The sequence below is a fragment of the Oceanirhabdus sp. W0125-5 genome (assembly GCF_027938815.1).
Lineage (GTDB): Bacteria > Bacillota > Clostridia > Clostridiales > Clostridiaceae > Oceanirhabdus.
The window spans coordinates 2,221,200-2,236,107 of sequence record NZ_CP115913.1; the positions used below are offsets into that span (position 1 = coordinate 2,221,200).

Annotated in this window: 10 protein-coding genes; 8 read left to right on the top strand and 2 right to left on the bottom strand. The window is 27.9% G+C overall.

Translation table 11 applies throughout. The features are described from left to right. Positions 1 to 341: 341 nt before the first annotated feature. The 4 genes from OW730_RS10350 to OW730_RS10365 all read left to right on the top strand — a co-directional run bounded on the left by OW730_RS10350 (position 342) and on the right by OW730_RS10365 (position 2,247). A complete protein-coding gene (locus tag OW730_RS10350; RefSeq protein WP_271228942.1) occupies positions 342 to 653 on the top strand; it encodes a hypothetical protein in 312 nt (103 codons plus the stop codon). 304 nt (positions 654 to 957) lie between these two features. Beyond that, positions 958 to 1,224: a tetratricopeptide repeat protein gene (locus OW730_RS10355; protein WP_271228943.1), complete on the top strand. Its 267-nt coding sequence runs from the start codon at positions 958 to 960 to the stop codon at positions 1,222 to 1,224. 326 nt (positions 1,225 to 1,550) lie between these two features. After that, entirely contained in the window at positions 1,551 to 2,024 is a 474-nt protein-coding gene (locus OW730_RS10360; protein ID WP_271228944.1) for a hypothetical protein, read from the top strand. A 19-nt stretch (positions 2,025 to 2,043) separates the two neighbouring features. Beyond that, positions 2,044 to 2,247 (top strand): hypothetical protein, encoded by a 204-nt coding sequence (locus OW730_RS10365; RefSeq protein ID WP_271228945.1) that lies wholly within the window; start codon positions 2,044 to 2,046, stop codon positions 2,245 to 2,247. 279 nt (positions 2,248 to 2,526) lie between these two features. Here the strand turns inward: OW730_RS10365 and OW730_RS10370 are convergent, their stop codons facing one another. Next, the gene (locus OW730_RS10370) at positions 2,527 to 5,571 is read right to left on the bottom strand and encodes an insulinase family protein (RefSeq protein WP_271228946.1); all 3,045 of its coding nucleotides are present in this window, start codon (positions 5,569 to 5,571) and stop codon (positions 2,527 to 2,529) included. A 188-nt stretch (positions 5,572 to 5,759) separates the two neighbouring features. Next, the gene (locus tag OW730_RS10375) at positions 5,760 to 8,804 is read right to left on the bottom strand and encodes an insulinase family protein (protein ID WP_271228947.1); all 3,045 of its coding nucleotides are present in this window, start codon (positions 8,802 to 8,804) and stop codon (positions 5,760 to 5,762) included. Positions 8,805 to 9,207: 403 nt separating this feature from the next. Between OW730_RS10375 and OW730_RS10380 the strand changes: the two genes are divergently transcribed. The 4 genes from OW730_RS10380 to OW730_RS10395 all read left to right on the top strand — a co-directional run bounded on the left by OW730_RS10380 (position 9,208) and on the right by OW730_RS10395 (position 14,749). Then, complete coding sequence (locus OW730_RS10380) at positions 9,208 to 10,416, top strand: EAL and HDOD domain-containing protein (protein ID WP_271228948.1); 1,209 nt, start codon at positions 9,208 to 9,210, stop codon at positions 10,414 to 10,416. 126 nt (positions 10,417 to 10,542) lie between these two features. Beyond that, positions 10,543 to 11,244, top strand: a complete 702-nt coding sequence (locus OW730_RS10385; RefSeq protein ID WP_271228949.1) for a metallophosphoesterase family protein — start codon at positions 10,543 to 10,545, stop codon at positions 11,242 to 11,244. 188 nt (positions 11,245 to 11,432) lie between these two features. Continuing rightward, the gene (locus tag OW730_RS10390; protein ID WP_271228950.1) at positions 11,433 to 12,386 is read left to right on the top strand and encodes a hypothetical protein; all 954 of its coding nucleotides are present in this window, start codon (positions 11,433 to 11,435) and stop codon (positions 12,384 to 12,386) included. Positions 12,387 to 12,673: 287 nt separating this feature from the next. Continuing rightward, positions 12,674 to 14,749 carry a methyl-accepting chemotaxis protein gene (locus tag OW730_RS10395; protein ID WP_271228951.1) on the top strand — a complete coding sequence of 692 codons (2,076 nt, stop codon included), beginning with the start codon at positions 12,674 to 12,676 and terminating at the stop codon, positions 14,747 to 14,749. The last annotated feature ends 159 nt before the right edge of the window (positions 14,750 to 14,908 follow it).

A 14,908-nucleotide genomic window follows, 5' to 3' on the forward strand; every position in this document is an offset into this window, starting at 1 on the left:
TATTTATCAATTAGCAATTTTAAAAATTAAGTAATATTGCGAAAATATTAAAATTTTTGCATGGCAAAATTACAAGGACATCATTTTTGAGAAAAATTAACTATTAGAAATATAAAATATTGGCATTAAACGTAGAAAATACTTGTGATGATTTTAACAAAGTTTTTAAAGTGAAACTAATATGCAGGATTTTTGATGGAGGCTTTTAATAATCAGAAAAAAATATTTTTGGATAAACTGGTAAAATAAGTACAGAAGATCCCTAAGGAGCGTTAATAAAGAAAGAGGCTTTTACACATGCTATAAAAAAGTATAATTTAAATTATGAGAGGGATAAGATAATGAAGAGTAATGACACGATTGTATGTAGAAAATGTAATGGAAATAATTTTGTAATGAAACGGGAAGCCACTTATTTATATACGTATAAGTTGGATAAACCTATTACTAAAGGGTGGAGTGAAGGTAGAGAAAATCTCCCATTTCTATTTGATAACAGAGAAAAAGTAGGTGATAATGATTACTTAGAATGTGAAAATTGTGGCGAGAAATATTCTTGTGATTTAGATAATGGTGTTGTAAATGTTCAGTTTACAATTGAACAGAAAGCAATAAGATCAGAACATGTTGAAAATCCTGAGTTTCTTGGATAGAATATATTAATAGATAAGTTGTGTAAAATTAGTTGAAAGACAATTATGTACAAAATAAACATGCGCATAATTGTCTTTTTTCAATATTAAAAATGAAAAATGTAAATCACTATTGAGAAAATTTAATGAGAAATTTGGTGTAATAAAACTTAATTTATTTTATTTGTATGATGTTATAATAATTGTATGATATTATAATAATTGTATGATATTATAATAATTGGATATGAATTTAATTATTAGATAATATCTAAGTATAATATCCTATTTATGATTGTTAGTATTTTGTATTTGGAGGGAGTTTATGAAAAAGAGAAAGGTCGCAAGTTATTTAATTATATTGTGTATACTGATATTAGCTGGAGAAATTCTATTTATCGCAAAGGGGACAAGGGTCTTAGTTGAAGAGAGGATTAGAATAGGTGAAGAATATGTTTCAGAAGGTAGATATGAGGAAGCTAGACTGGAATTCAAGAAAGCGCTGGAAATGGAGCCTCATAACATGGAAGCAAGTATTAAATTAGCTGAGTGTGATATAGTTAGAGTATATAATGTAAAGAAACAAAAATAGAGATAGTATGTTGAAAAAGACCATGAGATTTTCATGGTCTTTTTTTAGAAATTTTCTATGTTTATATTTATATCTATAAAAAAACATAGAAAGATTGTGAATTTTCTAAAAAGTTATATATAACTAAAAATAAGATAGAATATATAGATAAATACCTTTAAAACTGTTATAATTTTATAAGAAAATACATAAAAGAATAATGAGTTGTGGAAATAAAAGTTATAAAGTCGAAAATTATATATGTTTCACTTTTGATTTAAGAAATTTCAATACTGCAACTAGAAGACATAAGAATATTTATAAATATGTTTTAATAGAAGGGAAGTATGAATATGACTAATGAAGAAAAAATATTAAACTCTACCTTTAAAGAAATATTTTTTGAAAATAAAGAAAAGACAACATTATGTCAAGCAATAATTAGAATAGATGAGAATATCCAAAAATTAAGAAACGCTGAAAATGAAAATTTAACTTTGGGAGAGTTGGATAAATTTGTAAATAAGATGTTGGATGATGTGTCAGGGCTATTAGATGAGAAGAATTTTAAAAAAATTTCAGAGAAGGATGTAATTAATAAAAGTTTAGGTGAGGTATTTATTAAGAATATGAACAGTAATTTAGAAAATACTCATAAAGCTAATTTATATAAACAAATCAACTCAATTCAAGAGGATATAATTAAATTAAATCATGAAAATACAACTATAAAAGAGTTAAAGCTCATAACTTCTACTTTGGAAAATAGAATAAATAAACTTATTAAACTTCAGTGTGAAGGAAATTATTGTGATTGGTAAGTGTAAGGAGGTAAAGTAAATGAGTGAACTAAGGGATAAAACTTTAATTGATTTATTCAGAGACAATAGGGTAACATCTGAAACAAGTAAATCTATAATAAGACTAGATGAAAATTTGCAAAGATTAAAATCAGCAGATGTTGAGAATATGACTGTAAGAGAAATAAGGGAAAAGTTACAAGCTATAAATTGGGATTTAAAAAAGATAATGTACGGAAAATAATTACTATAATTTTTTATAATATGAGTACTCTATAGTAAAAGAAATTTCGATTAAAATAAATAATATATTTAACATTATCATGAAAAACATGGTGATGTTTTTTATAAATAGAACAAAATGTTAATAATATAAGTTTGATTTATGTAAGTTTTTTTATATAAATTGTTAAATAATCAAGCAATAGAAGAAAATAACCTAATAAAACCATTGTAAAATTAACGAAGAAACGATAAACCCCATAGATATAATCTATGGGGTGAGTTAGTGTGCATATTTAAGTTATTTTTCAAGAATGAATGGTAGAACAAATGGGAAAAGATCATTAGCATCTTCAATAGTAGAGCTGTTACCAATAACTGATTTATAATCTCTTCTTAGTCCTTCATTTACAATTTCTCCAAACTGTCTAATATCTTCAAGTGTTGTATTCATGATTCTATCAATTCTTTTTTGCATTGCAGCTTGGTCTATGCCTAAGAAATAGCAATTATCGGCAATAGAAGCTCTATCAAAAACAGAAGTAGGAGTATAATAAGCCGCTAAAGCACTGATTTTGAATTGATCAAGGTAAGCATCTGGAAGTTGCAGATTAGTTAAGTATTGTGGAACAGTTTCAAAATCTGCAAAAGTACCAGCTATTCTTGGGTCTCTTAAAGTGAGTAGCGATACGTTTCCATTATCAGATATTCCTAGACCAGCTCCATAAGCCCCACCTTCAACGCGCATTTTTTGATATAAGAATGTATTAACAATCGTACTAAGTAATTCAGGGCTTGCTTTTAGAGTATATCCCAGGTCATTAATGTTGAATACTTGAGAAGTATAATTAACTTGAGAACTTAAAGTATAAGCTGTATTTGCAGGGGCTACATTATTGAATTTATATTGTTGATGACTTAAGTTAAGTGTATCTAACTTCTCTAAGAATGTAGAAATGTTCTTTTCAAATAAAGCATAACTTTTATTTTCTAATGTTGCACTTACAACTAAATTGTTTTTAATAAAAAGATTATTTGATACTTCTTTTAAAGTTGAAACAATTTCTTCATATTTAGAATCAAAGTTTTTATTTAAATCTACTAAAAGTTCATAATATCCATATAAAGTTGATTCATTAGTATAAGCAGCTGCATCTGAGAATTTTGCTAAATTTTCATTGTTAGCATAGGTTAAGCTTGAATTATATAGGTCGCTTTCAGCTGCAACTAATAGGTTTGCTAAAAGTGTTTTAAGTCTATCTTTATCATCAAACTTTGTGTTTAATAATAATTCATTTACTAATTTTAAGCTTGTGTCCATATTTTCATTAAGTGAAGTAAAAGAAGCAATTACTTTAGGTGAATAAATATCACTGTCTACAAGACTTCTGAAATTTTCTGGTGTTATACTGATACCATTAGTGTACTTTAATACTTCTTTTGGAATATCAGTATATTTATAGTTAACAGTATCTAAACTACCGATTAAGTTAGTTAGAAGCTTTATATAAGGAAGTTGTTCCTGTTTAATAAATGTTGAATCAAAGAACATACTTATTTTATTTGTTCCAAAAGTGAATAAAGGATGATGTAGTATTTTTACATCTTCAATGTTCTTTACTTCACTTGGAGCTATTTCAAACTTCGGATTTAATTTATCTAACTGTAACTTTGGAAGTTTAGATAAATCTTCTGGATTATCAGGAGAATTTTGCCAAGCAACAAGAGCTTCATTTTCCTTTACAAGGTTAGCTAATTCTTCTTGACTTAGAGTATCTTTATATTCAGCTAATTTTTCAGCTTCTTCTACTTGATCTTTATCTGAAAGTCCAGGTACAGGGTTAAGTATTACTAAAGATCTAAAGTTATTATCAATAATATTCTTTTGTAAGAATTTTTCAAAATACTTAGTTTCACTAGATTTACTGAATTCATTCAATATGCTATTTATATTGAAGAAAGCAAATACATCTCCATCATAGTTGAATTCAAGTCCAACATTTTGGTAAAGAGCAAATCCAGTATTTTTATTGTAAGATTTAGAAAGTTTATCATTAAGAACAAAATTATTTAATGAAGATTCTAACAATTCCTTATCTATCCCATCTTTTATTATTTGCTTGATAGAATCAAAAACTATTTTTTCAAACTCAGCTTTCCTTGAAGCATTAGTGTTCTTAGCTATCATTTGAATAATAGATTGAATGGAGTTCGCAGAATAAGCTCCATAAACAGTATCAAATCCAGCTTTGTGTAAATTTTTTATGACTGGAGAATTGGGATTGTTAAATACTAACTGGTTTAACATAATGAGTGTATATAGATTTTTAGCATCCTTACTTTCACCTACTGAGAAGTTAAGAGATAAATAAGTTGCATTATCAGTAGATGCACCAGCTGGAAGTGAATAATCAGTTTCATATGTTACTGGTTTGGTGAATGGTTTTTGTGGATTAATAGTTGAATTTATTTCTTTTTTTGCAAAAGTACTTAACTGATTTTCATCTATTAATTTCAATTTCTCTAGTATGTCCATATCACCATATAAATATATAGTACTATTTGAAGGATGATAATAAGTTTCATAGAATTTAAGTAATTCCTCATAAGTTAATTTAGGAATATGCTTTGGATCTCCAGCAGATAAGAAATTATAAACTGTATCAGGATATAAACTTCTATTTACAGCATATAATAACTGTGTATCTGAAGAACTTAAAGCCCCCTTCATTTCATTAAATACAACACCTTTATATTTAATTGGATCTTTAGTATTGAAGAGTTCATAATGCCAAGCTTCCTCATTGAAGATATTTTCGATCTCTTTAATCCTAGCATTATAGGTCAAATCAAGGTACATATCCATAATATTATTGAATTCTTCATCATTAACTGTTGAGAAAGGATAAAATGTTCTGTCAGTAGAAGTAAATCCATTTATTTGGTTTACTAATGATCCGTTGGTTATATGTTTCAATAACTGTTTAATAGGATATTTTTCAGAACCACCGAATAGTAAAGAATGTTCTAATATATGTGGTTTTCCTGTATTGTTATCTACAGGAGTTCTGAAAGAAACAACAAATGTTTTATTTTTATCATTGTTGTCTAAATTGAATAATTTAGTCCCTGTCTTTTCGTGAACGAAAAGTCTTCCTATTCCATCATAAGATTCAAGGTTCTGCTGTTCAGTTAATTTGAACCCATGATATACTTGCCCAACTTTTAAATTTGCTTTTGTGCTGCTATTTGATTCTTCTGCAAAAGCTGTAGTTAATGGATTAAAGAATGTTACAAAAGCAAAAACAAAAATTAAAGAAAAACTAATTTTTTTTGTACGACTCATAAGTCTACCCCCTTTAAATATAAAGCCTATATAAATTTTAACATAAATGGATAAATATTATAAAAAAACAAAGAAATGTTAATTAAAAATTAATAATATATTTAATGTAGTAGAACTGTAATTAATAGTATTAAATTTAAAACCCCATAGCTTTAAGCTATGGGGTAAATTTAATATGAAATATTTTTCTATTTTTCAAGAATGAATGGTAGAACAAATGGGAAAAGATCATTAGCATCTTCAATAGTAGAGTTGTTACCAATAACTGATTTATAATCTCTTCTTAGTCCATTATGCATGATTTCACCAAATTTTCTAATGTCATCTATGCTTGTATTCATGATTCTATCAATCTCTTTTTGGATATCTTTCTCATTTATATTTAAGAAATAACGAGAATCTGCAGCAGAGGCTTTTTCGAATACTGAACTTGGAGTATAATAACCAGCTAAAGCGCTGATTTTAAACTGTTCAAGTTGTGCTTCTGGAAGTTCAATATTTGATAAGTAGATTGGAAGAATTTCTAAATCTTCAAATGAACCTGCAACTCTTGGATCTCTATAAGTAAATATTGCCACATTACCACTATCATATAACCATAGGTAAGCACCATAAGCGCCACCTTCAACACGCATTTTTTGCCATAAGAATGAATTAACGATAGTAGTTAATAGTTCAGGGCTAGCATCTAACTTATATCCCAATTCATTAATGTTAAATGCTTGAGAAATATAGTTTACTTGAGAACCAAATGTATAACCTGTATTTGCAGGAGCTACATTATTAAACTTATATTTTTGTTCAGATGCATCTAGTGTATCTAAGTTCTCTAATATTTTAGTTATATTTTTCTCAAATAAATCATAATGTTTTTCTTCTAATGTTGCACTTACAACTAGATTATTCTTAATAAATAGTGTATTTGATACTTCTTTTAAAGTTGCAACCATTTCATCGAATTTTGTATCAAAATTCTTGTTTAGATCAACTAAAAGTTCGTAGTATCCATAGTAATTTGCATCTTTTGAATAAGCTTCTGCATCTGAGAATTTTGCCATATTTTCATTATTAACATATCTGTATGCAGAATTATAAAGGTCATTTTCGGCAGCAACTAATAGGTTTGCTAATAATGTTCTAATACGATTTTTATCTTCATACTTTGTATTGAATAATAGTTCTTCTACTAATTTGATACTTGTGTTCATATTTTCGTTAAGTGAAGTAAATGAAACTTGTACTTTAGGTGAATATACATCCGTATCTGTACTACTTCTAAAGTTAGCAGGACTTATACTGATTCCGTTTGTATACTTTAAAGACTCTTTAGGAATATCAGTATATTTAAAGTTAACAGTATCTAAATTACCAATTAATTTAGTTAGAAGATTTATATAAGGAAGTTGTTCTTGTTTAATATATGTTGAATCAAAGAACATATTTAATTTATTTGTTCCAAATGTGAATGCAGGATGATAAAGCACTTTAACATCACCAATATTCTTAATTTCTGTTGGAACTGTTTCAACTTTTGGAGTTAATTCATTTAACTTTAATTTTGGAAGTTTAGCTAAATCTTCTGGATTGTCCGGAGCATTTTGCCAAGCAACTAGCGCTTTGTTTTCTTTAATAAGATTAGCTAATTCTTCTTCACTTAAACTCTCTTTATATTCAGCTAATTTTTTAGCTTCAGCTTCTTGTTCTTTAGCTGAAAGTCCTGGTACAGGATTTAGTACAACTAAAGATCTAAAATTATTATCAATAATCTTTTCTTGTAAGAAAGTTTCAAAATACTTTGTTTCAGTTGCTTTCTTGAATCCTTCTATGATGCTATTTGTATTGAACATATCAAATACATTTCCATCATAATTCAATTCTAGAGCAACACTGTGATAAAGATTTATACCAGTATCTTTATTGTAAGATTTAGCAAGTTTATCTTCCAGAACGAAACTGTTTAAAGTAGATTCCAATAATTCCGCATCTATACCTTCATTAACAATTTGTTTTAAAGAATCAAAAACTATTTTTTCAAACTCAGCTTTCTTTGAAGCATCAGTATTTTTTGCGATAATTGAAATTGTAGGTTGAATTCCTGCTAGAGAATAACTACCATTAACAGTGTCAAAACCAGCATTATGTAAATTTTTAATTAGTGGAGAAGCTGGATTATCAAATACTAGTTTATCTAACATTGAGATTGTTAAAATGTTTTTAACATCTTTACTTTCACCAACTGAGAAGTTAAGAGATAAATAAGTTGCATTATCAGTAGATGCATCAGCTGGGATTGAATAGTCAGCTTCATATGTTACAGGTTTAGTGAAAGGTGTCTGAGGTTTTATAGTAGAGTCAATATCTTTTTTTGAAAAAGCGCTTAATTGGTTTTCATCGATTAATTTCAATTTCTCAAGAATGTCCATATCACCATACAAATAAATATAACTATTAGAAGGGTGGTAATAAGTTTCGTAGAATTCAACTAACTCTTCATAAGTTAATTCAGGAATATGTTTTGGATCCCCACCAGATAAGAAATTATATACTGTATCAGGATATAAACTTCTATCAATAGCTTTGCTAAAAATTCTATCTGAAGAACTTAAAGCTCCTTTCATTTCATTAAATACAACACCAGTATATTTGATTGGATCATTTTCATTGAATATCTCGTGGTGCCATGCTTCTTCATCAAAAATGTTTTCTATCTCTTTAATTCTTGCATTATATGCCATATCAAGATAGATATCCATAATATTATTAAACTCTTCATCATTAACTGTAGAGAATGGATAAGCTGTTTTATCAGAGAAAGTCCATCCGTTTAATAAGTTAGTTAATGCACCTTTGTCTATTTGAGTCATTAACTGCTTAATTGGATATTTTTCAGAACCACCTAGAAGTAAAGCGTGCTCTAGTATATGTGGTTTTCCAGTATTATTATCTACAGGAGTTCTGAAGGAAACAACAAAAGTTTTGTTTTTATCATTGTTTTGTAATTGGAATAATTTAGCCCCTGTTTTTTCATGAACGAAAATTCGTCCTATTCCATCAAAATCTTCAAGGTTCTCTTGTTCAGTCAATTTGAACCCGTGATACACTTGTCCAACTTTTAAATCTGCTTTTGTGCTGCTAATTGACTCATCAGCAAAAGCTTTAGCTAATGGATTAAAGAACGTAACAAAAGCAAAAACAAAAAGTAAAGACAAACTAAGTTTTTTAGTACGACTCATAAGTCTACCCCCTTAAATTTAATTAATAACATATGAAGATATTAGCATAAATAGTTAATGTTTTCATAATATTAAGATGTTGTTAACAAAATTTTAATATTATGCAGAATATTATCAAAAATGATTTAAAGGTATTAAAAATCTATCAGAATTATAAGTAAAAACTCATGATTAGGTAATATAATTTAAAAAAAATGACATTTGATTAAATATGAAAATCAATATTGAGGAGGTATTTTAATGTATGAGAATATGATAATTAAATTTAACATAAAAAGGCTGTATTATTACTTAAATTCGTATATTTAAAAGGATATTGTATATATTTATAGAATATATAAAATAAGTTGGAATATATGTATATAATTGGAATAATGCAAAAATAAAACTGGCGAGGGGTAATATGGATGTTTATGTAGCTAGACAACCTATATTTGATAAAAAACAAAAGGTTGTTTCTTATGAAATGTTATTCAGATCAAACAAAGTAAACTGTTATAATGGAATAGATGGGAATGAGGCTACTTGTGATGTTATTTCAAATACTTTTGTATCAATTGGAATAGAGAAGTTAACTGGAGGAAAAAAAGCTTTTATTAATTTTACTGAAGAGCTTTTACTAAATGAAATTCCTACGATGCTTCCAAAAGAATACTTGGTAATAGAAATTTTAGAAACAGTTGAGCCTTCTAAAGAAATGTTAAATGTATGCAGAAAACTAAAAGGATTAGGGTATACAATAGCCTTAGATGATTTTGTTTTTAAACCTAAATTCCAATCACTACTTGAAATTGTGGATATTATAAAGGTGGATTTTATTCAAACCAAGGGATTAGCAAGAAAGCGAATAGTAGAAATGCTTTCTAAATATAATATAAAATTTTTAGCAGAAAAAGTTGAAACTATTGCGGATTTTAATGAGGCATACAATTATGGATACTCATACTTCCAAGGGTATTTTTTTAGTAAACCTGAAATAATTTCAGAGCATGATATACCTATTAATAATTATACAAATATCAAAGTATTACAAATGATTCATAATAATGATTTTAGCTTAAAGGTTATGGAAGATATAATAAAGAGGGATATATCAATATCTTATAAGCTTCTAAGATTAATTAATTCATCTTACTATGGATTTAAAAGTGAAATTCATTCAATTAAGCAAGCTATTATAATATTAGGATTGGATGAAATAAAAAAGTGGATATCTTTAATTATGATAAAGAAAACATGTAGTGTTAAATATAGTGAGCTATTAACTCGAACAATAGTTAGAGCGAGACTAGGGGAACTGATAGCACCTTTTACTAATTTAAATGATCTCTTACAAGATGTTTTTTTAATGGAATTATTATCAGATCTTAACGTGATATTAAATAAACCAATGGGTGAAATTCTTGAAGATTTAGCAATAAATCAAGAGATAAAAAAAGCACTTAATGGAGAGAATAATGATTTAGGGATTCTTCATGAATTGTTGATGAGCTATCAAGAAGGTAACTGGCCTAAATTTGAAATTTTTTCTCAAGCGTTAGATATAAGTGGTATTGATATATCAGAGTTGTATATTGAAGCATTAACATGGACTAATGAATTTATGGTATAATGAATGAGAAATTTTGTAAGCATGTTCATCGAAAACGTTTAGATGGACATGCTTTTTATGATATAATAACTAAGAAATTAATTAGGAATAACTGGATGTGGTGTTGTTGGCTGGGAGGAGTATTCAATGAAATATGTAGTTAGTGATATACATGGAAGATTAGATAGGTTAAAAAGGTTGGTAGAAGTAATATCTTTAAAAGATGATGATACATTATATGTTTTGGGTGACATGGTTGATAGAGGAGAAGAATCAATTGAGGTAATTCAATATATTATGGATAAAAAAAATATTGAAGCTATAATGGGGAATCATGATAGAATGATGCTTTACTCATTAAAGAATATGGATGAAACTGAAATTAGACGATGGAATAGAAATGGAAATGAAACTACATTACAAGGGTTCAATAAGTTAAGTAAAAAGGAACAAGGGAAAATATTAAGTTTTTTAGAGTCACTAGAGTATTATAAAATTGTTGATGAGAAATATTTCTTAGTGCATGCAGGTATAGATATGGTTAAGTTAAAGGAAGACATTAATATTAAAAGTTTTAAAGAAGCAATGAACTCTCAAGAACATCAACTTGTATGGGTAAGGGAGGATTTTTTTATGAATAAAGGATTTGAAGATTACACTGTTGTTTTTGGTCATAATCCTAGGCCTTATCTAGATAAGAAGTTTGAGAAAGAAGTAAAGAAGCCTTATAAAATATGGTTTGACAAGATTTACAAGGATAAAATATGTATTGACACTGCTAACTGTTATGAAGAAGGAAGAATGGCTTGTTTGAGATTAGATGATATGGCAGAGTTTTATGTGGATTAGTTATTTTAATAAGCAAAACATATTTTAAAATATTAGAAATACTCCATAATAATACTTTTGATTGTTAGATGATTTAGAATAATTCTATTTCAAAAGTATTATTGTGCTTTTTTTATTTTTTCTCTTGCAAAGATAAAATGTTATAATATGGTTATAAGGTATAAGGAAAGAAAGTTGGAGGGGATATCATGGAAATTATTAAATGTCCAAAGTGTAATGGGGAACTTGAAGTAACTGAGTATAAAGCAAGGTGCTGGAACAGAAGGTGTAATAATGAAGAATCTATAGTAGATATAATTGCATCTTATTATGAAAATAAAGAGTTCAATTATATTATTGAATTAAGTGACGATATATTATCTCATGTATGGGTAGAGGAAAGTTGTGATAAGGTTGAAGGGGAGTTGAAAGAGGACAAGCAGTGTGAAGAGGAAAAGCAGAAGGTTTTTAGAATTAAAAGTAATGATGAAAAAAAGATAATTGCAGATATATTATATTTTAATGTACTTGCTTTAGTTAATATAAAATTATATGAGAAAGCAAATGAAATGATAGAGGCGGCTATAAATATAATGCAGGAATTGAGAGAATGTGGATTCTTAGAGGATTCAATGAAGTTAGCCAGGTTATTGATTTATAGGGGAACTTTTTATAGAAATATGGGTCAGATTATTTGGTGTACTGAGGATTACGGAATTGCTCTTGAAATAATGGAAGAGTTCATAAATAAAGAAGATATAGATATTACCAAAAAGTATACAGAGTTATTAATAGAAAGAGGAGTTGCTTTTGAAGAGTTTGAGATGTTGGAAGAAGCCCTTGAACAATATATAAAAGCCTATGATATAAGAGTTAATCTAGTTAAAAGAGATATTGAATATCTAGATGAATATTTAAGTGTATGTCATGAGGTGGTAAAAGTTCTAGATTTACTGGAGGAATACCAAAGGATAATAAAGTATGTTGAAGAGATGGATGAGTTAGTTGAGGGTAAAAATATAATTGATGAAGGTGAAAAATCAATTATAGAAATAAATAAAATTATGATCAAAGCTGAGGAACAAGAAAGGAAGCGAGTTGCAAAAGAATTAAAAAAAGAAAAGGGGAACTTCTTTAGTAAAATATTTAAAAAGAAAAGCTAGTCACATAATTTAATATCAATAATTAATAGCGCATTCCTATTTTTGGTTAAAATGGGGTGCGTTTTCATTTTTCGTATATTTCTAAAATATTGACAAAAGTTTTAAGAAATATTTACTTTCAATTCAGAAAATTATATAATATTACTAAAGAAACGATGAAATTAGGTGAATTATTTTATATAACAAAAAAAAGATTAACTAAAAATGTATATTTGTGTAGAGTTATAGGTTGAAATGATAATTAAACAAAATATAGTTACTTGAATATTAAAAAATGGAGGGGAAACATGAAGAAGAAAAAAAACATTGGGAAAGGAACTAGTTTGAAGAACTCAAAGATTAGTAAGAGGAGAAAGTCAATTAAGATTAAGCTTGTTATAATTCCTTTATTGGTAGTATCATTAAGTATAGTTGGGATTGGAGCGGCAACGGCATATCTAGGAGTGACAAGTTTAATTAGTCAGATGAAGAGTGATAGTATGAACGTAATGGCTCAAGTTATTCAGCGTATGAATGATAATAATCAATCCTTAAAAACAATTACTAAGATGTTAGATAATAAGATAACAATGGTAGGACGAATGATTACAAGTAATGAGGAAGAGTTGAGTAATGATTTTTTAAATGAATATGCGAAAGTATTAGAAGTAGACGAAATTTATTATTATAATGAGAACTGTGAAATAATATATTCAACAAATGCTAGTTATGTTGGATGGAAACCAACAGAAGAACATCCTGTATATAAGTTTTGGACAAGCAATAAAGGGGAATTTGTTGAAGAAATTAGAAAAGATTCTGAGTCTGATAATTATAATAAATATGGATATGTTAGACATGGGGATGGAACTTTTGTTCAAATAGGTATTAGGGCAAACAAAGTTCAAGAAATGAGCGATGAATTTAGTTATCAGTCCCTCGTAGAAAAATTAGGGGAAAGAGATGAGATAGTCTATGCACTTGTAATAGATAAAAATTTAAAGGCAATTGCACATAGTAATAAAGAAAGAAAAGATAAACAGTTGACTGATGAAGGGAGTAAAAGAGCTGCAATAGATGGAGAAGAGTATTCTAGCATATACACATATGAAGCTGAAAATGTAGAAGTGTATGATGTTCTTGTACCTTTAATAATTGATGGAGAACATATTGGTGCAGTTAATGTTGGGTTATCTATGAAACAAGTTAATGATGCTATAAAGCATAATGTTTATACTGTTGCAGGGGTAGGAGTATTAGTTGTATTGACTCTTGGGTTAATTTTATTTAAGTCATCAAATTATGCTGTAAAAATTCTAGTGAGACTTAAAAAAATACTTGGATATATGTCAAATGGTGATTTTTCAAATGAGGTGTCGAATGACTTAATAATGAAAAGAGATGAATTTGGTGAAATAAGCAATGCTATAGAAGAAATGAGAAAATCCGTTAAGGGAATGATATGTAGTATTGCTGAAAAATCACAACAGGTTACCGCTTCTTCACAAGAACTATCTGCAATAAGTGAACAATCGGCGATTGCTGCAAATGGAGTTGCTATAACAATTGAAGAAATATCTAAAGGAGCAATGCAGCAAGCGAATGCTACTGAAAGAGGTATGACGGATATTGGAGTATTAAGTGAACAAGTAATAAATAATCAAAAAAATATTAATGATATTAATGTGACAGTTGATAAGGTGTCTGAATTAAAAAATGAAGGATTTGAGATATTAAATAAGCTAGTAGAAAATAATAGAATTAGTAGTGAAGCAACTAAACAGGTGAATGATATTATTGTTGAAACTAATTATAGTGCTGAAAAGATTGAAAATGCTAGTTTAATGATAAAGAATATTGCTGATCAAACAAATCTATTAGCATTAAATGCTGCTATTGAGGCTGCTAGAGCAGGAGAATCAGGAAAAGGATTTGCGGTAGTTGCAGATGAGGTAAGAAAACTTGCGGAGGAGTCTAATAATTTTACAAATGAAATTACTGAAATAATTAAAGGATTATTGAATAAGACTCAAAATGCGGTAGCTAGGACTGAAGAAATCAGTAATATTTCTGAAATTCAAACAGAGAGTATTAAGAATACTAAGGATAAATTTGTTGGAATAGCTAATGCTATAGATGTTCTTAAAGGTATCATTGAGAATCTTAACATTTCTGGAGAAGAGATGAAAAGGATGCAAGAGCAAATAATCAATGTTATAGAGAACTTATCAGCAATTTCAGAAGAAAATGCTGCAGCAACTCAAGAAGCGTCATCTTCAGTTGAAGAACAAACTGCCTCAATGAAAGAGATTGCATCGGCTAGTGAATTCTTAGGAGTGTTAGCAGAAGAAATGCAGGATGGTATTTCAGAGTTTAAATATTAGAATAAATTTTGTTTTAGAATAAAAATGAGATGAGAGTATATATGTAAATTAATAGGCGAGACTAAATGGGTAAAACTTTTGGTCTTGCCTATTATTTTTATGATTATTAAGAATGGAATATTATAAAGTATAATTAAGGTAAGAAATAAAATTATAAAT

What these genes read in the sequence shown, in the direction of transcription:
- OW730_RS10350 (WP_271228942.1), top strand. Translation starts at nt 342, where the DNA reads ATGAAGAGTAATGACACGATTGTATGTAGAAAATGTAATGGAAATAAT.
- OW730_RS10355 (WP_271228943.1), top strand. Translation starts at nt 958, where the DNA reads ATGAAAAAGAGAAAGGTCGCAAGTTATTTAATTATATTGTGTATACTG.
- OW730_RS10360 (WP_271228944.1), top strand. Translation starts at nt 1,551, where the DNA reads ATGAATATGACTAATGAAGAAAAAATATTAAACTCTACCTTTAAAGAA.
- OW730_RS10365 (WP_271228945.1), top strand. Translation starts at nt 2,044, where the DNA reads ATGAGTGAACTAAGGGATAAAACTTTAATTGATTTATTCAGAGACAAT.
- OW730_RS10370 (WP_271228946.1), bottom strand. Translation starts at nt 5,571, where the DNA reads ATGAGTCGTACAAAAAAAATTAGTTTTTCTTTAATTTTTGTTTTTGCT.
- OW730_RS10375 (WP_271228947.1), bottom strand. Translation starts at nt 8,804, where the DNA reads ATGAGTCGTACTAAAAAACTTAGTTTGTCTTTACTTTTTGTTTTTGCT.
- OW730_RS10380 (WP_271228948.1), top strand. Translation starts at nt 9,208, where the DNA reads ATGGATGTTTATGTAGCTAGACAACCTATATTTGATAAAAAACAAAAG.
- OW730_RS10385 (WP_271228949.1), top strand. Translation starts at nt 10,543, where the DNA reads ATGAAATATGTAGTTAGTGATATACATGGAAGATTAGATAGGTTAAAA.
- OW730_RS10390 (WP_271228950.1), top strand. Translation starts at nt 11,433, where the DNA reads ATGGAAATTATTAAATGTCCAAAGTGTAATGGGGAACTTGAAGTAACT.
- OW730_RS10395 (WP_271228951.1), top strand. Translation starts at nt 12,674, where the DNA reads ATGAAGAAGAAAAAAAACATTGGGAAAGGAACTAGTTTGAAGAACTCA.